Consider the following 21,564-nt stretch of genomic DNA (forward strand, 5'->3'; position numbering starts at 1 on the left):
CCAAAATGTCAAGCAGGCAAAAGCCCCCGCACAAGCGTCATGCTTTGATGCAAGCGACGCCATGCCCGTTCGCCACCGTTCGCAAAGCGGGCTCGGTCTCCCGGCATTCCCGGTTCGCCAGCGGGCAGCGGTTCGAGAAGCTGCAGCCCTGCGGCTTGTTCAGCAGGCTCGGCACCTCGCCGGAAATGAGCACCCGCTCGCGCCGTTCCTCCACGAACGGGTCGGGAATCGGCACAGCCGCCAGCAGCGCCTGCGTGCGGGGATGGAGCGGGCTCTCGTACAAGCGTGCGCCAATCGGCGATTTCGACGATTTTGCCCAAATACATGACCGCTACGCGATCGCTGATATGCCGCACGACGGACAGATCGTGGGCGGCATAGCCCACTGTTGCATGCGCGCAGGGGCGACCGGCGGGGGCGGATTGGCCGCTGTTGCGCGAGTGCGGGGGGCGCGACCGGCGGGGGCGGACTGCCCGCTGTTGCGCGAGTGCGGGGGGCGCGACCGGCGGGGGCGGACCGGCCGCTGTTGCGCGAGTGCGGGGGCGGACTGGCCACTGTTGCATGCGTGCAGGCGCGACCGGCGGGGGCGGACTGCCCGCTGTTGCGCGAGTGCGGGGGGCGCGACCGGCGGGGGCGGACCGGCCGCTGTTGCGCGAGTGCGGGGGCGGACTGGCCACTGTTGCATGCGTGCAGGCGCGACCGGCGGGGGCGGACTGCCCGCTGTTGCGCGAGTGCGGGGGCGCGACCGGCGGGTAACCTCGTTTGCCGTCCAGAGACCGGGGCTGCCGTTTGTGAAGCGGCTCGCTAGCCCGCAAAGCCTGCAAAAGTGCAGGCTTTTTAGGCAGAAACGGCTCGTTTGGAGCAAAAGCCTGCGATAGTGCAGGAATTCCCGCTCCAGATAGAGCTGAGCCCCGAATTCGGCGAAAAAAACTGCAGATTTGCAGGAATTTATCGCTGCAGGCGCGTCTTGGTGCAAAAGGATGCACTTTTGCAGGTTTTTTTCGCATTGCCGGCGTTGTCATGGCCACAACAGCTTTTCAGCGGCCGGCCGCTCGGCGGCACGGGCGCGAACAAAAAAAGGCTGACCCGCAAGCAGTCTGCTAACTGCTTGCGGGTCAGCCCCCGCCAAAACGCCGGCCGGTTTAGACCAGCGTTTTCAAGGCGTCGGCCGTGAACGGCACCAGCTCGTCGACTCGCCCTCCGCGGATTTTGTCCGCCCATGCGGGGTCGACCAGCAGCGCGCGGCCTACGGCTACAAGATCGAACTCTTCGCGCTCCAGGCGCTCGAGCACTCCGTCGATACTCGCGTTGCCTGCGCCCTTACCCTCTGCAAAAACTTTCAAAAACTCTCCGTCAAGCCCGACCGAACCTACGGTAATGGTCGGTTTGCCGGTCAATTGCTTGGTCCAGCCCGCCAGATTCAGACCGGACCCCTCGAACTCGGGCTCCCAGAAGCGGCGGGTCGAGCAATGGAACACATCGACGCCCGCATTCGTCAGCGGCTCCAGAAACTTGGCGAGCAGCTCCGGAGTTTCCGCAAGCTTTGCCGTGTAGTCGCCGGATTTCCATTGCGAGAAACGGAACACGATCGGGAAATCGGCTCCTGCGGCGCGGCGGCACGCTTCAATGATTGCAACGGCAAAGCGCGTGCGCGCGACCATGTCGCCGCCGTAGCGGTCCGTGCGCCGGTTCGTTTTCTCCCAAAAGAACTGGTCGATCAAATAGCCGTGCGCGCCATGGAGCTCGATGCCGTCAAAGCCGATTCTGCGGGCATCGGCGGCGGCCTGCGCGAAAGCGGCGATCACGTCGGCGATCTCCGTTTCGGTCATCGGCTCGGCGACTTTCGCGCCCTCGGCGTCGAGGCCCGAAGGGCCGGCCGGTGGCGCGTCCGGGTTCGGCAGGTCGCCGTTCTTGCGCTGCGTCCCGACATGCCAGAGCTGCGGAATAATGCGTCCGCCCGCTTCGTGCACAGCCGCCGCAACACGGGTCCAGCCGTTCAGGGCAGCTTCGCCGTGAAAATAAGGAATGCCCGGATGACTCGCCGCGGCCGGATGATCGATCACGGTGCCTTCGGTCACGATCAGGCCGACGCCGTTCTCCGCCCTGCGGCGGTAATAGTCGGCAACATCCTGCCCCGGCACCCCTCCGGGAGAAAAGGTTCTGGTCATCGGCGCCATGACGATCCGGTTTTGGAGCGTCAGGTTCCCGACCGTGAAAGGTTTGAACAATGCGGCAGCAGAATTGGAACTGGTCATCGTTACCTCCGATTCGTTAAAGCTTTTGGATTTTTTCCTTGAACAACTGTATGTTCGCTTCATTGCGTCTGTAATAGGTGTGCTGGCCGAAGCGCTTTGACTCGAGAAGCCCGGCTTGCTGCATTTTGACCAAATAGCCGGAAACGACCGATTGCGCCAGCCCGCTTTTTACGGAAATCGAGCCGACGCATACACCGCCCGCAAAGCCTGAATCTTCCGGCAAATGGATCTGGTTGTCAAAATTTCCGCGCGGATCTTTCAACCACTCCAAAATGAGGTACCGAGTTTCGTTAGACAAAGTTTTCAAAGCTAGTAAAGTGTCCATACGTTTATTATATCTATTTTAATAGAAATGTAAATATAAGCGGTTATTCGCACAGCGGCAGCGGCAGCAGCATCAATTGCCTTTTGCCTGCACCGGAAGCGGTATTTATCTCGCACTGAAGCGGCACAACCGGCGTCCGCACCGGTTTATCCGTAAAAAAGCCTGCGTTCCCTTGAAAAAGAGGCGCAAGCTCGTGTTATTTCAATTCATTTTTCAATTCGATTAATAGATCGTGAAGCGCTCTCAAACGTTCCCGCTGAAGATGGCCGTAGTTCTCCTCCAAGAACCTGGAAGCCGTCGAGTCCATCGGAAACAGCACTTCTTTTCCTTTCTCGGTAATCCTGACAATGACTTCCCGGCGATCCTCGACTCCCCTGGTTGCCGTAACCCAGCCCGGACGTTCCAATCGCTGGATCATGGAGGACATCGCACTCGGCGAACAATCGATCGTATGAATAAGGTCCGTTATCGTGACCTGTCTATCCTCTTGTTCCCTGGTAAACAATATTTTTAGCACATGAAGCTGGGGCACCGTAATATCGAAATCTTCGAATATCTTCCGCGATTGCTTGTTAAGCAGCTGATAAATATCCCGAATCTCTAAGTATACGCTTCTCAGCAATTCTGATGTCATCATCACCCTCTTCTCCTCACGTAAACGTTGTTGTATCCATCTTATAAACTCATCGCGCAAACGTCAATCACTTGGAAACGGGTTGAAGGCAAAAAAATAAGCACATCAGGCAGCGCGGCGGCTGCTCCGATTATGCTTAATTCTGCTGCACAGGCGCTTCTGTTCCCGGCCTATGTTCAGAGGCTTATTTTCTCGCCCGGACGAAGCACCTGGCCCTTCATGCCCTTCGCCTCCAGGCTCGCGCAGAACGCCTCGGCATCCTGCCGGATATCCGGGAACGAATCGTAGTGAATCGGCACGACCAATTTGGCGCCCAACCACTCCGCCGCCTGCAAAGCGTCGTCCGGCCCCATCGTGTACATTCCGCCGATCGGAACGAAGGCGACATCGATGGAGTGCCTTTCGCCGATCATTTTCATATCGGAGAACAAAGCGGTATCGCCCGTATGTAAAATCGTCTTGCCCCCGGCGCTGATGACGAATCCCGCAGGCATGCCGCCATAAATAATGCGCTGCTCGTCGTGAAGCACAATGCCGGAGCTGTGGAACGCCTGAATCATTTTGGCCTGCGCAAAGCCGAGGTCGACCGTGCCGCCGATATTCATTTGAATCGTGTCGAGCCCTTTCCAGGACATGTAATTGGCCAGCTCGAATGTCGCCACAACAGGCGCATCGTTGCTGCGGGCGATAGGCTCCGCATCCAAAATATGATCCGCGTGGGCGTGCGTCAGCAGTATGGCATCGGTTTTGATGTCCTCGGGCTTTGTCACGGCAAGCTCATTGCCGCGCAAAAACGGATCGATGACGAGCGATTTGCCTTCCGTCGCGATTTGAACGCATGAATGTCCATGGTAAATAATTTCCATTACAATTCCCTCCACTTGGTTTTTTTAAGTATATAATTGTTCCTGCATCTGCGTAGAAATATCAAAAATCTTTTTGAACAGTTCCGCTACAGTCGTATCGTCCAGCGGTCCGGTATTTTTTTGCAGCAAATAAGCGATAATTTCCTGCTCGCGAACGGGATCGAAAATAGGCAGGCCGTTGCTGACCTTGTACTCTCCGATTTGTTTGACGATCGAAGCTCTCCGGTTCAACAAACTGAGCAGTTCGTTATTAATTTCGTCCACTTTTGACCTTAGTTCGTTCAGCTCTTGCGCATTCATAGACATATCACCTGAATTCCTTCATTTTGGTTTGCTAAGTTAATTTTATTACTTTACCAACCTTTTGTCAGCATCTGCGCGCAAAACAAAAAAGAGCCGCCGGAAAGGCTAAGCTCCTCTTCGTTCAGGCAAGCGGTCAAAACGTGGAAAGGACCGTTTCCCGCACTTGCTTCAGCATCTCTTTGCGCGCGGCGTCGTCCACATAAGGAACGGCTCCGAACAATAAATGTCCGACAGACTCGATGCCGACAAATTCGAAAATGCCGGTATCCGAAGTTATTTTCAATCCCGCCGTCATGCCGATCTGATCGTAAACTTCCTTCGGTGTGCCGTGCGTGTTGATGATCAGGCCCTTTTTGCCTGTCAGCAGCTTGACGATCCCTTCGTCGCCGGAAGCATAAGCAAAGCCGTATGCAAACACCCGGTCTACGTACCCTTTGAGAATAGCGGGGAGCCCCGTCCACCAGATCGGATAAATAAAGGTTATGGCATCCGCCTCGGCGATATGCCGCTGCTCCGTCAAAATGTCCGCAGGAGTTTGCCCTTCTCTCATAGCGGCCGTATCCTCCGGTTTCAGCACAGGCTGAAAATCAAGCGCGTACAAATCGCGGACTACGACTTCATGGCCTTTTTCCTTCAAAGCGCCGACTGCGGTTTCCAAAATGGCATGGTTAAAGCTTTCAGGGTTAGAATGGGCATACACGATAAGATGTTTCATAAGTCTTGCCTCCTGTTATTTTAAAATAATATGATTACCAACTACATAGACATCTATGCAATTGGGTAAAAAAAATTAAAACCTGCGGTAGAGGCGCGCCAGCAAAAACTCGAGCTGCTCTTTTTCTGTCTGCGTGAAGCCGCCGTAAATAACGTCGTTCAGTTTATCGGATATGGCCCGAAATACGGGCTCCAGCCGGAAGCCTTTATCCGTAAGCCGAATCAGCGTTATTCTGCCGTCCTCTTCGCTCTTGACTCTTTCGACATAACCGAGCTTCTCCAGCTTGTCCACAAGCACCGTTACGGTAGGCTGCGTGCGATGGATTCGTTCGGCCAGCATTTTAATGGACAACTGCGCATTCTCGCGGTACAGAAACACCAAAATATCCCCGTGGGAAGGAACGATATCCTGCACCCCGTGAGCTTCCAGCTCCGACACAATCATCTTGTGAACTGCATCTTTAATCTTTCCAATCGTTGCGGCGGCGTTGTATGTTAGCATGCTTTGATTATACATAGATATCTATATAATTTCAAGCGAAATTTGATCCGCTGAAAAAAACGGCTTAGGAGTCCGGCAGGCGGAACTACTTTTGTGCATATCTTCAACGCACGCAGTTCGCCCGCCAGACTCCCTAGGCGCTCCCAAGCCGGCACTCCTGCAGCTGATGAATGCTCCGGACAAACCGGACAGACTCCGTATGCGCCCTCATGACGAGCGAATGCGTTTCTGCGCGGCTGCCGTAAAAAAATTTTACGCCCTGCAGCAGCTCGCCCGGCGTTACGCCCGTAGCTGCGAAGTAAATGTCCGAATCCCCGACAAGCTCCCTCATGCTCAAAGCTTGATCGGGATTGCGGATTCCCATCGAAACGCAGCGGTCCCGCTCCTTCTCGTCCGCCGGAAGCAGCCTGCCCTGCAGCTCGCCGCCCAGGCAGCGCAGCGCCGCCGCGGCAAGCACCCCCTCCGGGGCCCCGCCTGAGCCGACGTGCAGATCGATGCCCGCTTCAGGAAAAGCGACCGCCATCGCCCCCATCACATCGCCGTCGTGCAGCAAATGAATTTTGACTCCGAGCGAGCGCAGCGCCTCGATATGGCCGTTGTGCCTTTTCCGGTCCAAAATCGAAACGGTCAACTCGTCCGGCTGCTTGTGCAGCAGCTTTGCCGCCTGAAGGACCGTTGCTTTCAGCGGTTCATCCAGGCTCAGCTTCCCGGCTAATCCGGGGCCGACCGCCAGCTTTTCCATATACATGTCCGGCGCATGCAGCAAATTGCCTTTTTCGGCGATCGCTACGACCGATATGGCGTTGTTTCTCCCGCTCGCGACGATTTCCGTTCCTTCCAGCGGATCGACGGCCACGTCGAATCGGGGCCCTGTTCCGCGCCCTACCTGCTCGCCTATGTAAAGCATCGGGGCCTCGTCCATCTCCCCCTCGCCGATGACCACCTCGCCGTGAAAAGGGACGGAGCGGAACTCCGAGCGCATTGCGGAAGCAGCCGCATCGTCGGCGCTCATTTTGTTGCCCTTTCCTGTCCAGCGGGCTGAGGCCAGCGCCGCCAGCTCCGTTACCCGCATGATGTCCAGTGAAAAATCTCGTTCCATATGGCCCAGTCACCTCTCCGATTGTAAGGCAGGCAGGCTGCACGAGTCGGCACAGCCTGCCGGCTGATTGTTTTATACGGCCTCGACGGCTTGCCGCTCAGGCAGGACAGCTTGCTCCAGCACAGCTTGCGCAGCGGCAATCCGCGCCAGCGGAATGCGGTACGGCGAGCAGCTGACATAATCCAGGCCGATCCGGCTGCAGTAAAAGATCGATTGTTTGTCCCCGCCATGCTCGCCGCATACGCCGGTTTTCAGCGCCGACCGTACGGATCGGCCGGCGGTTACGGCCAGATCGATGAGCTGGCCGACCCCATCCGTATCCAGCACCTGGAACGGATTGTCGGGCAGCAGCTTGCGGTCCACGTAGTGGGACAAAAATTTGCCCTCCGCATCGTCCCGGCTGTAGCCGAACGTCATCTGCGTCAAATCGTTCGTGCCGAAGGAGAAGAAATCCGCATGGGCGGCGATTTGCCGGGCGGTCAGCGCCGCGCGCGGCACTTCGATCATCGTGCCGACTTTATAGCGGCATTCGCGCAGCTTGCCCTCACCAAGCACCTGCTCGGCGACCTGGTCGATCAGCTCGCGGATCATTTTCAGCTCGTTGACGTGGCCCACAAGCGGAACCATAATTTCCGGAAGCACCTCGACATTCCTGTCCATGCAGCGGGAAACCGCGCGGAAAACGGCTTCGATCTGCATGTCGTAAATTTCCGGGTGGACGATGCCGAGCCGGCACCCCCGCTGCCCGAGCATCGGATTCGCCTCATGCAGCGATTGAACTTTGCGGATCAGCTGCAGCACTTCCGCTTTTTCCTGCTCGGAACCGTTCTCCTCGTAAGTCAGCCTGTTCAGCCTTTTTTGCAGCTCCGTCATATTCGGCAAAAACTCGTGAAGCGGCGGGTCCAGCAGACGAATCGTCACCGGCAGGCCGTCCATCTCGTCGAACATGCCTTCAAAATCGGCCTGCTGCATCGGCAGCAGCTTGCGCAGAGCCTCTTGGCGCTCTTCGGCGCGGTCGGCGAGAATCATCTGCTGCACGACGGGAAGACGGTCCGGCGAGAAAAACATATGCTCGGTCCGGCACAGCCCGATCCCTTCCGCGCCCAGCTCTCTCGCTATTTTGGCGTCGTGGGGGTTGTCGGCGTTCGCCATCACTTTCAGCGTGCGAATTTCGTCGGCCCACTTCAGCACTTCCAGAAGCTCTTCGGTCATCGACGCTTCCTGCAGCGGCACCGCTCCGAGAATGACCCGGCCGCTCGCGCCGTCGAGGGTGATCCAGTCGCCCTCCCGGACGGAGAGGCCGCCGGCCTGCATCCGCTTCTCTTCCAGGTCGATGCGGATCTCCTCGCAGCCGCAGACGCACGGCTTGCCCATTCCTCTCGCCACGACCGCCGCGTGGCTCGTCATGCCGCCGCGGCTCGTCAGCACGCCTTCGGCGGCGATCACGCCGTGAATATCTTCGGGCGTCGTTTCGGTCCGTACCAAAATGACGGTCTTGCCCTCGCGGCCCCATTCCGCGGCCGTATCGGCATCGAACACCAGTTGGCCGACCGCAGCGCCCGGCGAAGCCGGCAAGCCTGTGGCCAATATGTGCTTGATCGCCTGTTCGTCGATGCCCCGATGCAGCAGCTTATCCAAATGCGCGACCTCGATCCGCTGCACGGCTTCCGCCTTCGTCAGCAAGCCCTCGCGGACGAGATCGGCCGCGACTTTTAAAGCGGCTTGCGCGTTCCGTTTGCCGCTGCGCGTCTGCAGCAGGTAGAGCTTGCTTTTTTCCACCGTAAATTCGATGTCCTGCATGTCTTTGTAGTGCTTCTCAAGCTGCTTCCCAATGTGGAACAACTGCTCATACAGCTCGGGCGCTTCTTCCTTCAATGCGGCAATGGAAAGCGGCGTTCTTACACCGGCGACGACATCCTCGCCCTGCGCGTTCATCAAGTATTCGCCGTAAAACTCATTGTCGCCCGTCGACGGATTGCGCGTGAACACGACACCGGTGCCGCAATTCGCGCCCATATTGCCGAAAACCATGCTCTGCACGTTGACCGCAGTTCCCTGCTCGTCGGGAATCCGGTTGATTTTGCGGTATACCTGGGCTCGCGGATTGTGCCACGATTTGAACACCGCCTCGACGGCGAGTCCGAGCTGGTTATGCACATTTTGCGGAAACGCCTGCCCGATTCTGGTCTGGATGCACTGCTTGTAGTCGGCAATCAGGCTTTGCCAGGCCGCCGCCGATACCTCATGATCCTGCTCAAAACCGTGCTTCTCCTTCATCTGATGCAAAAGCTGCTCGAAATGAACGCCCTCGATGCCAAGCACGACGCTGCCGAACATCTGGATCAGACGGCGGTAGCAATCGTAGGCAAAACGCTCGTTGTCCGTTAGCCGCGCCAAACCTTTGACCGTGTCGTCGTTCAAGCCCAAATTCAAAATCGTATCCATCATGCCCGGCATCGACGTCACAGAGCCCGAGCGCACGGACACGAGCAGCGGATTTTCGGGATCGCCGAATTTTTGTCCTTTTACACTTTCCAACTGCTTCATGGCGGCGGCAATTTCCCGGAAAAGCTCATCCGAAATGCGGTTGCCGATTTTGAAAAAAGTGAGGCATGCCTCCGTCGTGATCGTAAAACCCGGGGGCACCGGGAGCCCGGCGCGGGTCATTTCCGCCAGATTGGCGCCTTTGCCTCCGAGCAGAGCTTTCATTTGTGCGTTTCCCTCATGAAAAAGTAAAACCTGTTTGGCTGCCATCGTTTTGTTCCCCCTTCGATTTATCCATGCATGCGTCGCTGCGGCAAATTCCGTAAAATGTTTTGACCCCATTCGTAGGAAGGGTATACATCATATTGCCGCAAACTTTGCAAATCACAACTCCGAGATCCTGCTGCCGGGTTTCCGCTACCTTTTGACCGTTGACACCAGACATTCCGCATCGCTCCCTTTCGATTGATTTTCGGCACGGGCCATATAAGATACAAAATCGATGACACGGCAGGCGTAAGCCCATTCGTTGTCGTACCAGGCGAGCAGCTTGACCTGATCGTCCCGTACCATGAGGCTGAGTCCGTCAATGACGGCCGACTTGTCGTTGCCGATATAATCCGCCGACACCAACGGAAGCTCGTTGTAAGCTACGTAAGTTCCGATTTCGCCTTCAACCGCTTGTTGAAACGCTCTTTTGACTTCCGCGGATTGCACCGTTCGATGCAGTTGAACCTGCAAATCCAGCAGCGACACATCCTGTGTCGGCACGCGTACGGAGATGCCCTGAATGTGCGGCGCGAGATGCGGCAGCACATCCGTGAGCGCTTTGCCCACGCCCGTCGAGGTAGGGATAATCGAATTCGTGCACGCTCTGGCACGGCGCAAATCGTTGTGCGGGTTATCCAGCAGCTGCTGGTCGTTCGTGTACGCGTGCACCGTCGTCATCCAGCCCTGCTTGACGCCGAAGGCATCGTCGAGAATGCGCAAAACCGGCGCGATGCAGTTCGTCGTGCAGGATGCCGTAGAAAGAACGCGGTGCTTCTTCGGATCGTACCGATCTTCATTCACCCCCATGACTACCGTCAAATCCATGCTCCCGCCCGGCGCCGTAACCAATACTTTGCGGGCTCCGGCATACAAATGACGCTCCGCTTGCTGGCGCTGATTGAACTTTCCGGTGGAGTCGATCACGAGGTGGACCCCATACTCCTCCCAGGGCAGCAGATCCGGCGTTCTCTCCGAGACAACCGCCACCCGCCGGCCGTTAATAAGCAGATCCCCTCCGTCGGCTTCGATATGCGCATCCCAGTAACCATGTATGGAATCGTACTTCAAAAGATGAGCCAGCACATGCAGAGGGCTGGTTGAATTAATCACGGCTATTTTGCAGTCGGGATTCGTCTGCGAGAAAGCTTTGCGTATGCACAATCTTCCAATCCTGCCTGTACCGCTAATGCCAACGCGCATTTTCGTGCCTCCTAATTGATTATTTAGTATGTATTTAATATATATTTATTTTATTTATGATGCAATATATTTTCGAAAAAATCGTCATTAATACAGGGGTTGTTTGAAATTTTTGTGAAATTTCGTTTATATAGTGTGTATTATATAAAATATAACCTGAAAAAGACGCACAAAATAACTGTGCCTCTTGAGATGGGGGCTGCGCTCCCGCCCGCAGAATCGCAGGCGAATCGCGTGGCAGGCGGACATGCGCAAATATACCTGCTGAAACTCTTGCGACGCCATGGACGTCACACTACAAAATGAAAATAACGAGGGCTAACTGCAAATCCGGGGTGTTAGGCTCAGCGCGGCAGGGTTGTGGGGCGGGAAAGTACCGTACGATAGCAGCCAGTTTGCTGGAAAAACGGGAAGTCGCCGAAGGGCGTGGGGCGGGATATGCCGCGCAATAGCTGCCAATTACTGCAAATCCGGGAAGTCACCGAAGGGCGTGGGGCGGGATATGCCACGCAATAGCAGCCAATTGCTGCGAATCCAGGGGGGGGGTTTGGCTCAAGCCCCGAAGATACTCCCACACTATAGCAAGCTGCTCCTCCCAAACAGGCGGTTTCCGTTGAAAAAGCTGCGCTTTCCAGTGTGCCCGAGCAAGAATCACGACATTCTATTTAGGCGGCTGGAAGGGATTGCATGTGGTTGAACACCCTCATGCGACACCACACCGTGCGCTGGGAGCTGCGTTCGCAAACATGTTTCGTTTAGCCGCCAAAAAGATGGCATGGCCATCGTTGAAACGGCTTGGCAACCCGAAAAGCCTGCGAAAGTGCAGGCTTTTTCCACGGCAGCGGCCCGTTTTTGGGAAAAACCTGCAAATGTGCAGGAATTTCCGGTTAAAACGGGCCTGAGCCAGCATATGAGCTGAAAAGCCTGCACATTTGCAGGAATTTTTCGCCACAAGCGTATCTACGAGCAAAAAACTGCATTTTTGCAGGTTTTCTTCGCCTGCCAAGTAAATGTGCGCCTCTAGCGAGCGAGTTTTGTGGATACGTGGCACTTTTGGCGGTTTGCGGAAGCAATGTGCTTTCAGCCACTTGCGGTAGCATAGCGCTTGCGGGGGACGTGGCGCGTATCACCAATCGCCTCACGCAGCCCGCGGTACATGGGCAGTGGCGCATTACTTTACGCAGCCCACTGCGCACGGGGCGGTGGCGCTTTTCACCACGCGGCCCACTGCGCACGGGGCGGCGGCGAGGGCGGTCCTGCCCCGATTCCGGCGGCAGCCTTTTCGATGGCTGCCACCATTCGCGATGACGCCGGCCACGTCATAGCGGCCGTTCCCCTGGCAGCCCCGTCCCCGAGCATGCGCGAGCGGCATTCCAACGCAGCATGCCGGCCCCGCTCCTCCGCGTCAGCCCTTCACCGCCCCGGCTGTCATGCCCGCCACAATCCGCTTGTTGAAGAACAGAAACAAGATGAGCGGTGGCAGCGAAATCAGCACAATATCGGCAAACAGCAAATGCCAGTCGGTGTTGTACATGCTCGTAAAATTGTAAAGCGTCAGCTGCACTGTCGCATTTTCCGACCCGGGGAAAAAATACAGCGGATTGACAAAGTCGTTGAAAACGCCGATGGAAGTAAGGACGACGATCGTCGAGGTGACCGGCTTCAACAGCGGGAAAATAATGTTGAAAAACAACCGGGTCCCCCCGCACCCGTCCATAAAAGCGCTCTCGTCGATTTCCCGCGGAAGCGTCGCTGTAAAAGCCTTGTACAGGACCGCGGCAAACGGGAAGTGCAGCGCCACTTCGACCAGCGTAATGCCGGCCAGCGTTTTGAACATGCCGATCGTGTTCAGCACCCAGATCGTCGGCACGATCGCCGGCGGGATCATCAGGCCCGCAAGAATTACGAAATTGATCGCCGGCGAAGCTTTGCTCCCCTCTCGGCGCTGCAAAACGAACCCGGCCATGGCGCTGACGACAACCAACACGAGGATGGACAAAACGGTAAGGAGCGTGCTGTTGTAAAACGCCCGGAGCAGCATGTTGTCCGAAGCCGTCAGCACCTCCTTGTAATTGGCCAGGAAATGAAACGATGTCGGCCAGACCATGGACATTTCCGCAGCTTCGGCCCTGGTTTTCAACGATGTGATAATGACGAAGTAGAACGGTATCCAAAAAATCAGTGTCGTCAGCAATAGCGCCGTGAGCCCGATCGCAATCCGTCTCATGCTTGTGGTCATAAGTCCACCTCGCTTTTGGTCAATAACCTGTACAGCGGAAACGCAAGCGCCGATACGCCGATGAACAGGATGACATTGCCCGCCGTGGCAAGGCCGTAAAAGCCGGCCTGATACTGCTTGTAAATGATCGAAGCGATCAGGTCCGTCGTGAAGCCCGGCCCTCCCTTCGTCATCGCCCAGACCAAATCGAAGGAGCGCAGGCCGCCGATAAACGCCAGGATGATGACCGAATTCATCGCCGGCCGGCTTAACGGCAGGGTGATGTGCCAAAAGGCGGACTTGGCGCTGCCGCCATCCATAGTACTCCTGGGGGATCGCCATAATGCCTGCGATATAAATTACGGTCGCGATGCCGACGCCTTTCCAGACATCGACGGCTGCCACCGACAAAAGGGCAAGCCTGGTGTCCCCGAGCCAATCCGGACCGGTAATGCCGAATCCGGCGAGAGCCGTGTTGATCACCCCCTGCGAAGGATGCATCATCGTGGAAAAAGCGATCCCGACCGCAATCGTACTGAGCAAAGTCGGAAAAAAAACGACCGACCGCAGGTAGCTTTTAAACAATATCCGCGATGTTAGAAAAGCGCCGAGCAGCAAGCCGAGCAGCACTTTCAGCCCGCAGGTCGCTACCGCGTAAACGAGTGTGTTTCTAAAACCGATGCTGAGCGACGTCTCCGAAAAAAAGGAGACATAATTATCGAGTCCGATAAATTCCCAATCCGTCAGCGTCCATCTTGTCATGCTGAAAAAGAACGACAAGACCGTAGGCAGCAAATACAGCACGAAGTAAATAATGCCGGCCGGCAATAAAAAAGCGAACGAGTACATCTTCGCGTATGATCTCGTCATCGGATTCTCCCCTTCTTCTTTACCACCCCGGAAGCTTCAACTGCTGCGCCTGCTTCTGCACGTCTTTATCGTAATCCTCCGCGCCTTTCTTCGCCGTGCTGATGCCGCTGCCTACCGAGACGGTTATATTTTCCAGGCTGGGCCCTTTGACCGGAGACAGGAACTCCAGCGCCGGAGCCGTTTTCCCCGAATCGAACAGCGGCTGCAAGTCCTTGATCGCCTGGAACGAGTCTTTGGGCAGTTCCACGCCTTTGATCACATAGGGGCCGGTAGCTTTCGCCGCCGCCGAATATACGGCCTGGCCTTCCGCGGATGCGAACCAGGCTATCCATTTTTTCGCCGCATCCAGCTTTTTGCTTTCCTTGTTGATATAAAGTGCTCCGGGCATCCATACCGTCAAACCGTTGATGTCGGCGCTGTCGCTCGGAATCGGAAATATGCCGATGTCGTTAACTTTATCGGGATACGATTTGCTGATGGCCTCGACGCCGTAAGAAAGCATCGGATAATGCGCACCTGTGCCTTCGGCCAGCATTTTCAGGCCGGTATCGTACGTAGTGGCGAGAAAATCTTTATTCATGTAGCCTTTTTTGTAGACGTCCTCGATTTTTTCAAAGCCCCGGAGAGCCGCGGGCGTCGTGGCGTATTTGACCTTGTTGCCCGTATAGTCCGCCGCAAAGTTTGGAACCGCCGTCTGGACGTTGTAAAAATCGCCCAGCACGAACAACTGCGAAGTCCACGTATCTTTGAAGGTGGAAATGACCGCCGTTTTGCCTGCCGCTTTAATTTTTTCGTTGTTGGCCATGAATTGCTCCCACGTTTTGGGGACTGACAAGCCGAGATCGGCGTACACTTTTTTGTTGTAAAGCATGGCGCCGACCGCGGACGACCCGACGGGAACCCCGAAAACTTTGCCGTTCGCGCTCACCGTCGATTTAAAAGAATCCATGACGTTCACCATGTAGGGCTCATTCGTCAAATCCACGAAATTTTTCTCCGGGTTAATCGCTTGCAGCAGCGAGCCCGAATTGTACGAAAGCAGGTCGGACATGTCGCCGGTCGCAAGGCGCGTCTTGACGAGGTTGTCGCCTTCGGTGCCGCCCGGTTTAATATCCCAGTCGATAGCGATGTTCAGCTTCTTCTCGGCTTCGGCCGCTACGGCTTTGAGCGTTTCAAGCGTCGTGCCCGTGTTGCTGACCATCATTTTGATGGTCGTCTTGCCTGCGGGCGGCGTTTCTTTCGAGCCGCTCCCGGTGGTTGGGGCTGCGCCCGGCGCAGCGGAACCGCCGCTTGATGCAGGCGCAGGCGCCGCACCGCCGCCGCCGCATCCCGCCAGCATGGCCAGCAACAGCAGCGCGCAAGCAGCGAGTTGACTCGTCTTGCTTCTTTTTGGACTCATTCCCATAACATCCTCCCCTTTGTTCTCGCGTGGACACCGCATGCCTGTACTTTTACCCGTTTTTCCGGGCAGCTCATGTATGCGTTTCCATAACTCTAAGTCTAATTCACGCGTCTATGCAGCACTACCTGTGTCCTTGTCTTTTTTAGGGGGGCGTATTTTCTTTTTGTACTTCGACGAGCAACTTTAGTGGCTGGGATCAGATCGTTGGGCTTTAAGACGTTAAAACGGCATTTGTGTTCATGCGGACGCCAAACGGCCAGGCAAACATAGAGCTAATCAAGTATTATAAGCCCGACAAGAATCCGTACCGATTTAGGTTATGGACTTATCGGTTCAGAATGGGTATACTAGGACCAGGAGGTGACATCCGTATGGCCCGCCCGCGGAACTTCGATGAAGACGATGTGTTTTCTTCATTATGGACCGATGCGTCCATAACTAAAATGCACGGACAAGCTTCTTGCTTTTTTTGTTTATTATGGACCATTAGGTCCAAAATAAAAACATACACGGGAAAGAGGAATGGAACATGAATGCTCGATACGAACCTCTATTTGCATCGTTTCGTCTGCCTTCGGGCGTAAGGTTAAACAATCGGGTGATGATGGCGCCGATGGGCATTGGGGCATCCAGTCCAAACGGAGAAGTAACGGATGCGGAACTGGCTTATTATCGGGCTCGCGCTCAAGGAGCTGGCACTATCATTACAGCTAGCGCGCTCGTGTCGCAAAACGGAAAGTTCATCCAACATGGATTCGGCATCGATCACGACGAGCTGCTGCCCGGATTGAAAAAGCTGGCGGCTGTCATTCAGGAAAACGGGGCCAAAGCGATTGTGCAACTTTATCATGGCGGTCGGCTGAGCAATCCGGCGATGGTTCCAAGCGGTCATGCGCTGAGCCCCAGTACGATCGCGGCAGAGCGTGAAGGAGCGGCCGTCCCCAAGGCGATGACGGAAGCGGAAATCGAAACGGCGATCGAAGAGTTCGCGCAGGCGACCCGCAGGGCAATCGAAGCCGGCTTTGACGGGGTTGAAATTCACGGTGCCAACGGGTTGCTGATCCAGCAGTTCTTTTCCCCGCATGCGAACCGAAGGGAAGACAAGTGGGGCGGAACGTTGGAAAAGCGGATGGCCTTCCCGCTCGCAGTCGTGAAACGCGTCCAAAAAACCGTTGCGGCGCATGCAGCGTCGCCATTTGCAGTCGGGTACCGCATTTCGCCGGAGGAAAAAGAAACGCCGGGAATCACCATGGCCGATACGCTTCATTTTATCGACGTGCTGGCGGAACAAAACCTGGATTATATCCATCTTTCCGTGGAACACTTCTGGCAGAGTCCGAGAACGGACGACAAGATCGCAAAGTCGCGAATCGTGATGGTGCAGGAACTCGTCGGCGACCGCGTTCCCGTTATCGGTGTCGGAGGACTGTGGACCCCCGATGATGTCGTGGAAGCTCTGAGCACGGGCGTTCCATTGATCTCGCTTGGCCATGCCATGATTATTAATCCGGAATGGGTAGCCCTGGTCCAAAACGGACGGGAGGCGGAAATCAAAACGACGCTTTCGCGTTCCGCGCAGGAGAAACTTGCGATTCCCGACGGAATATGGGGCAGGATCATGAGTACACCCGGCTGGTTCCAAGTGGTGGATGAAGGGGATACGGAAGGTTAAGGCATTGGCGAATCGATGCGAAGGAGAGGCTATCCGGAATGATGCCGGAGAAGCCTCTTCAAGGCATTTTTGAAGGCAGCGCTCCGCCGTAGAGCAGTATTATTGGAACAACTACATGTTCTGTACTTACTGGTCCGTCATGTATATAATATGTTCGGGAGGGGGTCCACATATGGTACGGCCGCGCAATTTCGATGAAAACGAAGTTTTAAAAAAAGCAATGGCACTATTTTGGGCCAAAGGATATGAAGCATCGTCTCTAAGCGATTTGTTACAAGCGACGGGGCTCAGTAAAAGCAGTTTATACGAAACGTTCGGCAGCAAGCACGATCTATTTATTCGAGCATTCCAGATCTACCGGACCAAACGTATGAAGGGGTTAATGGATCATTTGAGCGACGCGAACGTTTACCGGGGGATTGAATCTGCATTACATGCGCTCTTTGACGGTACCGGCAGTCCATTGGGCTGCATGACATCCAATGGAGCGATCGAATTGGCTCCGCATGACAAGATGATCCAGAAGCTGGTCGAAAGCGACTTTGATGATGTCGAGCTTGCTTTTTTCCATGCGATCGAAAGAGGAAAAAGCAATGGCTCTCTCCAAACCGAAACAGAGTCCCTGGAACTTGCACGTTTTCTCACCGTCTCCTTTCATGGAATCAACGTCATGGTGCGGGCGAAATCCAAGCGGGAAAGAATCGAGGGTGCCGTCTCCATTATTTTGGATCGGTTGAAATGACTAGAGCGTTCAGCTCGCTTTCTTCACCCCTGTTATGGACCGCTTGGTCTTTGTTGGACGAAAAGGGGACAGATCCGGCGATCCATCTACGTCTGCGCGTTGATTCTACGACGGAAGATATCGCTTCTGTGGTCATGGAGGCACGGTTTTGATTACCGCACCAGTAAAGTCGGCACCAGAGAAATCGTAAATGAAAGCTTCGCCTACAATTTAATCAACACTTCCGTGCCGTCCTGAGCCTGGACATCGACCAGAACCGTCCCTTTGCAACGTTGCAACTCCTTGATGAGCTGCCTGATCGCTTGCTTCGTGTTTCGGTTTTCGAGAAGCGACAGCACCAGTTCAATCCCGAACCGGATGCTGTCCGAATCGAAATCATGCTTCCGGCTCGAGTACCCACCCGCATGTCCGCCGTGCTTGTTCAGCCAATCCTTCATTTTGCGCTGGACTAAATTGGAAGTCAGGATACCACTCCCCATGCGCAATACGGCATAAGGAACCGGAATCGTAAAAGCGTGCTCCTTGCTCTTAACCTTCACAATCATCATGACCCATCACTCAATCACTACGGTGACGGTTTCCTTTTCACCGGATCGGATGTCAACGATTTGCCCGTCAAGCTCGTTCTCGATTGCATCGATCAGCAGGTCGATATCGATATCCTTCACATATTTCGCAGCCTGCGGAATATTGGACGCGATGCTGTGCCCCGCTCCGAGAACAGCCTTCACCAGTTTAATCGGCAAATTGATGTTGACATTATCGTTTTCTTGGGATGTTACCCGTATTTTCAACGTTTTGTCTAAATAACCGCCGGATGCCGATGACAGTTTCTTCGAATAGTCGGGTTTCCCCAGCACCTGCACGGCTTGCGATGTATGAGCCGTTTGCTTCTCCTTTAACGCAGCAATCAACTCCGAAGCCTTGTCTGAATCAATTTTGCCTTCCTGCATCATGGACAGCACTTTGCTGATTTCTTCTTTCATCGTTTCTTCCTCCTTATTCATCCTTCAACATTTTGACCGCTTCATCCGCGGTGATTTCGCCATTCTCCAGCATGGAAATGACCTTCTTCTCATCGACTTCCGGCTTCTTCCGCGTATCGTATCCGAGGGCCGTAATGATATCATTGAGCTTGCCGCGCACCGTCGGGTAAGATATGCCGAGCTCTTTCTCCACTTCCTTTATGTTGCCCCTGTTCACTAGAAAGGTGATCACAAAATGGAGCTGTTCGGGCGAGAGTAGAGCCAGCTTTGATAACTCAAACGTGTTCTCAATCGTCGTCCGGCAATGTCCGCATTCCAGCTTGACGGCGTGCAGCGGATGGTCGCATACAGGACACTGTGTGATGATGGGATATTTCATACTCTACTCCTTTCTTTTTTTAAATTATAAATCAAAATATTCAATTTGTAAATTCGTAAAATTAATTATTTTAATTTGATAATTAAATTAATTAATTTTATAAAAACTTATATGTGGAAAGTTGATGATCGAATTGAACAAGGATGCTCCGAGAAAAATTCATATTATAGGTTCCGTTGGGAGCGGTAAAACAACTTTAGCTAGAACCCTATCTTTGAAATTGAAAATTCCACATTACGAATTGGATAATGTTGTATGGAAGCGAAGCAAACCAAGCGACATTAAAAGAACTGTTGAAGAACGGGATCACATATTGAGTACATGTATTCAGTCCGATGCTTGGATTATTGAGGGTGCTCATTACAACGAATGGGTGTTCCCGAGCTTTAATAACGCTGACTTAATCATTTTTTTAGATACCGGCTATTCCAAACGAAATTATCGAATAGTCAGAAGATTTATATTGCAGTTACTCAGAATTGAAAAATCAAACTATAGACCATCCTTTAAAATATTTAGAAACATGTTTATCTGGAATGATAATTTCGAAAGACAAATTAAACCGAAATTATTAGAAAAATTGAAACTGTATGATTCCAAGTCAATTACACTAAAGGATAATATTGAAATTACTAACCACTTCAACTAGCAAAAACGCTTGTAAAGCTTTATCTGAAAAGAAGATTAAGATATGCAAAAAAACCACGCAGCAGCGTGGATTTCAAAGTAATTATGTTTAATACCTTCGATTTTTACTATAACCTTCTAGATAATGATTCATTGTTGCAATAACATCTTGCTTAAAGTCACGTTTGAGTCCATGCAGTCCGTTCTTTTCGATAATGTCAATAACCTCCGCAGGCAAGGTGGCAGATAGTTTGCATCCGGTAATAATCGATGCCTCCATTTGAAGAATTTCCATTACATCCTCTTGAGTTAATGCATTATTTCCACAAATTATGAACACCAAATCCGTCATTAACTTATATAAATTCAGTTTCTGGAATAACATTGTTTCCGCGTCTACATTTTTTTCGAATACAGCCGTACGCATGGATTCCAGTTTTATATACAGGGGATTATCGTCAACCAGTTCTGTAAGCTCATTCATGACAAGATTTTGGAAATCATTGAAATTCCTGATTGGCGTTTCTTTCGCCATTTCGGTCAGACATGCAACTCTTTTCTCATACTCCCGACAAAGCAGGCTAAAGAACAAAGCCTCTTTAGTTTTAAAGTACACAAACAGAATGCCATTAGACATGCCCATCTGCTTGGCAATATCGGACATTTTAATTTTTTCGTATTCGGATGAAAGAAACATTTCAGACGCTTTATCAAGAATAGCCTGAGCTTTTAAAGCCTTTGCTTCAGGAGTCATTGCACGTTTTGCCATAACCTCATCACTCCATTTCGATTAATTTTATTCCATTATCGATTTGGAGTCAAAATTGAACTCTAGAGCCACGATGTTTATCGTGAGTGCATCATCTCCACTTTTATTAACCGAACATTCTGATAATTCTGTCGTAAGCGCGGTCTCCAAAAACATTTTTTATGAACACCATAGGCTTTGCCATAAAACCGACAAGATATCGTGTTTTCGGTCTTTTAACTGTTACAGCTCTTCCAATGGTGCGTGCAATTAGTTCAGGCTTCGACAATTGATTGCCCGTATAATTTTTGATCATGCCATCGGCTGCTTTACTGGCGGCCTGGGCATACGGCCCCTTGGCAGATACTTTTTTTAGATTCTCAGCGGCAATAATACCCCAGTCGGTTTTGATTCCGCCTGGTTCCACCACGATGACATCAATGCCAAACGGTGCCAACTCCAAGCGAAGGCAATCTGAAAGACCTTCCACCGCAAACTTTGTCGCATGATACCAGCCACCGAAATTCGTCCAAATTTTACCTCCCATTGAAGAAACATTAACAACTTTACCGAATTTATTTTTTCTCATACTCGGCACCACAAGCTGGATCATTCTCGCAAGTCCGAATACATTCACTTCTACTTGACGCCGGGCTTCTTCCATTGGAACGTCTTCTATTGCTCCATACGAACCATATCCTGCATTATTGATCAGGACGTCAATTCTGCCTTCTTTTTTTAGAATATCATTAACGCATTGAATCATGGATGCGTCATTGGTTACATCCAAAGAAATTGGATGAATCCCTTTTGCCGCGAGATCTTGCATTTTATCTATGCGCCGGGCGGCTGCATAAACAGTAAAACCCTTATTCTTCAGCTCGATGGCTGCTTCTTTACCTATGCCGGAAGATGCACCTGTAATCAAAACAACTTTTTGACTCATAAACAAAACCTCCATACGAATAATTGATTTTGAGTCAATTATAAGTGACTCTAAGTCAATTGTCAACTAGTCATGCATAATGAAGTAAGAAAAGGCCAACCTTATAACTTCAACTAACGGGACTAGGTAGTTGAATATGCAAAAGAGACGCGGCTGTCGGCATAAATCGACAGCCGCGTTGTACTAAAGGGCAAGTTTTCCGCGACACTCGGTTAGGGCTACGGGAAACAGGGAACCCTAATTTGAGGGACAGCCGCTTTTTCCGGGCGCTACCTCTCCTTGTGAGGTTGCAGAACTGAACATATTGGGCAGGAGGCATCGT

22 protein-coding genes and 1 pseudogene are annotated in these 21,564 nt (G+C 53.2%); 4 read left to right on the plus strand and 19 right to left on the minus strand.

Going from position 1 to position 21,564, the window contains the following annotated elements; all coding sequences use genetic code 11:
* Positions 1-37: 37 nt before the first annotated feature.
* The 11 genes from AC0LWT_RS02450 to gap all read right to left on the minus strand — a co-directional run bounded on the left by AC0LWT_RS02450 (position 38) and on the right by gap (position 10,652).
* A complete protein-coding gene (locus AC0LWT_RS02450) occupies positions 38-283 on the minus strand; it encodes an oligopeptide/dipeptide ABC transporter ATP-binding protein (RefSeq protein ID WP_474679613.1) in 246 nt (81 codons plus the stop codon).
* Between the two features lie 859 nt (positions 284-1,142).
* On the minus strand, positions 1,143-2,255 hold the full coding sequence (locus AC0LWT_RS02455; protein WP_474679614.1) for an NADH:flavin oxidoreductase: 1,113 nt from the start codon (positions 2,253-2,255) through the stop codon (positions 1,143-1,145).
* 16 nt (positions 2,256-2,271) lie between these two features.
* Positions 2,272-2,580 (minus strand): ArsR/SmtB family transcription factor, encoded by a 309-nt coding sequence (locus AC0LWT_RS02460; protein WP_474679615.1) that lies wholly within the window; start codon positions 2,578-2,580, stop codon positions 2,272-2,274.
* A gap of 196 nt (positions 2,581-2,776) precedes the next feature.
* Positions 2,777-3,217 carry a MarR family winged helix-turn-helix transcriptional regulator gene (locus tag AC0LWT_RS02465; RefSeq protein WP_474679616.1) on the minus strand — a complete coding sequence of 147 codons (441 nt, stop codon included), beginning with the start codon at positions 3,215-3,217 and terminating at the stop codon, positions 2,777-2,779.
* Between the two features lie 173 nt (positions 3,218-3,390).
* Positions 3,391-4,080: a metal-dependent hydrolase gene (locus tag AC0LWT_RS02470; protein WP_474679617.1), complete on the minus strand. Its 690-nt coding sequence runs from the start codon at positions 4,078-4,080 to the stop codon at positions 3,391-3,393.
* A 24-nt stretch (positions 4,081-4,104) separates the two neighbouring features.
* Positions 4,105-4,386, minus strand: a complete 282-nt coding sequence (locus tag AC0LWT_RS02475; protein WP_474679618.1) for a chorismate mutase — start codon at positions 4,384-4,386, stop codon at positions 4,105-4,107.
* 130 nt (positions 4,387-4,516) lie between these two features.
* A complete protein-coding gene (locus AC0LWT_RS02480) occupies positions 4,517-5,098 on the minus strand; it encodes an NAD(P)H-dependent oxidoreductase (RefSeq protein ID WP_474679619.1) in 582 nt (193 codons plus the stop codon).
* 75 nt (positions 5,099-5,173) lie between these two features.
* On the minus strand, positions 5,174-5,542 hold the full coding sequence (locus tag AC0LWT_RS02485; RefSeq protein ID WP_474679620.1) for a MarR family winged helix-turn-helix transcriptional regulator: 369 nt from the start codon (positions 5,540-5,542) through the stop codon (positions 5,174-5,176).
* A gap of 190 nt (positions 5,543-5,732) precedes the next feature.
* Positions 5,733-6,698, minus strand: a complete 966-nt coding sequence (gene glpX, locus AC0LWT_RS02490; RefSeq protein ID WP_474679621.1) for a class II fructose-bisphosphatase — start codon at positions 6,696-6,698, stop codon at positions 5,733-5,735.
* Positions 6,699-6,770: 72 nt separating this feature from the next.
* Entirely contained in the window at positions 6,771-9,452 is a 2,682-nt protein-coding gene (gene ppdK / locus AC0LWT_RS02495; RefSeq protein ID WP_474679622.1) for a pyruvate, phosphate dikinase, read from the minus strand.
* 147 nt (positions 9,453-9,599) lie between these two features.
* Positions 9,600-10,652 (minus strand): type I glyceraldehyde-3-phosphate dehydrogenase, encoded by a 1,053-nt coding sequence (gap, locus tag AC0LWT_RS02500; protein WP_474679623.1) that lies wholly within the window; start codon positions 10,650-10,652, stop codon positions 9,600-9,602.
* Between the two features lie 775 nt (positions 10,653-11,427).
* Here gap and AC0LWT_RS02505 point away from each other — a divergent pair.
* Positions 11,428-11,571, plus strand: coding sequence for a hypothetical protein (locus AC0LWT_RS02505; RefSeq protein ID WP_474679624.1), 144 nt, complete (start codon positions 11,428-11,430; stop codon positions 11,569-11,571).
* Between the two features lie 486 nt (positions 11,572-12,057).
* Here the strand turns inward: AC0LWT_RS02505 and AC0LWT_RS02510 are convergent, their stop codons facing one another.
* The 3 genes and pseudogenes from AC0LWT_RS02510 to AC0LWT_RS02520 form a co-directional block, all read right to left on the minus strand.
* Entirely contained in the window at positions 12,058-12,891 is an 834-nt protein-coding gene (locus tag AC0LWT_RS02510; protein WP_474679625.1) for a carbohydrate ABC transporter permease, read from the minus strand.
* Positions 12,888-13,740: pseudogene (locus AC0LWT_RS02515) on the minus strand (carbohydrate ABC transporter permease). Before AC0LWT_RS02515 ends, AC0LWT_RS02510 begins: the two are co-directional and overlap by 4 nt.
* Positions 13,741-13,759: 19 nt before the next feature.
* Complete coding sequence (locus AC0LWT_RS02520; protein WP_474679626.1) at positions 13,760-15,139, minus strand: ABC transporter substrate-binding protein; 1,380 nt, start codon at positions 15,137-15,139, stop codon at positions 13,760-13,762.
* A gap of 532 nt (positions 15,140-15,671) precedes the next feature.
* On the opposite strand from AC0LWT_RS02520, the gene AC0LWT_RS02525 reads away from it, so the two are divergent.
* Positions 15,672-16,814, plus strand: a complete 1,143-nt coding sequence (locus AC0LWT_RS02525; protein WP_474679627.1) for an NADH-dependent flavin oxidoreductase — start codon at positions 15,672-15,674, stop codon at positions 16,812-16,814.
* Positions 16,815-16,986: 172 nt separating this feature from the next.
* Positions 16,987-17,556 carry a TetR/AcrR family transcriptional regulator gene (locus tag AC0LWT_RS02530; RefSeq protein WP_474679628.1) on the plus strand — a complete coding sequence of 190 codons (570 nt, stop codon included), beginning with the start codon at positions 16,987-16,989 and terminating at the stop codon, positions 17,554-17,556.
* 203 nt (positions 17,557-17,759) lie between these two features.
* Here the strand turns inward: AC0LWT_RS02530 and AC0LWT_RS02535 are convergent, their stop codons facing one another.
* The 3 genes from AC0LWT_RS02535 to AC0LWT_RS02545 are packed head-to-tail and all read right to left on the minus strand — an operon-like array spanning position 17,760 to position 18,921.
* The gene (locus AC0LWT_RS02535; RefSeq protein WP_474679629.1) at positions 17,760-18,104 is read right to left on the minus strand and encodes a hypothetical protein; all 345 of its coding nucleotides are present in this window, start codon (positions 18,102-18,104) and stop codon (positions 17,760-17,762) included.
* Positions 18,105-18,110: 6 nt separating this feature from the next.
* A complete protein-coding gene (locus AC0LWT_RS02540) occupies positions 18,111-18,542 on the minus strand; it encodes an SHOCT-like domain-containing protein (RefSeq protein ID WP_474679630.1) in 432 nt (143 codons plus the stop codon).
* A gap of 13 nt (positions 18,543-18,555) precedes the next feature.
* On the minus strand, positions 18,556-18,921 hold the full coding sequence (locus AC0LWT_RS02545) for a DUF2089 domain-containing protein (protein ID WP_063187382.1): 366 nt from the start codon (positions 18,919-18,921) through the stop codon (positions 18,556-18,558).
* Between the two features lie 124 nt (positions 18,922-19,045).
* Here AC0LWT_RS02545 and AC0LWT_RS02550 point away from each other — a divergent pair, with 124 nt between their 5' ends.
* Entirely contained in the window at positions 19,046-19,570 is a 525-nt protein-coding gene (locus AC0LWT_RS02550) for a P-loop NTPase family protein (RefSeq protein WP_474679631.1), read from the plus strand.
* 87 nt (positions 19,571-19,657) lie between these two features.
* Here AC0LWT_RS02550 and AC0LWT_RS02555 read toward each other — a convergent pair whose 3' ends face one another.
* Positions 19,658-20,317 (minus strand): TetR/AcrR family transcriptional regulator, encoded by a 660-nt coding sequence (locus tag AC0LWT_RS02555; protein WP_474679632.1) that lies wholly within the window; start codon positions 20,315-20,317, stop codon positions 19,658-19,660.
* A gap of 106 nt (positions 20,318-20,423) precedes the next feature.
* Entirely contained in the window at positions 20,424-21,242 is an 819-nt protein-coding gene (locus tag AC0LWT_RS02560; RefSeq protein ID WP_474679633.1) for an oxidoreductase, read from the minus strand.
* Positions 21,243-21,564 lie beyond the last annotated feature (322 nt).

The sequence above is a fragment of the Paenibacillus sp. sgz302164 genome (genome assembly GCF_056120505.1).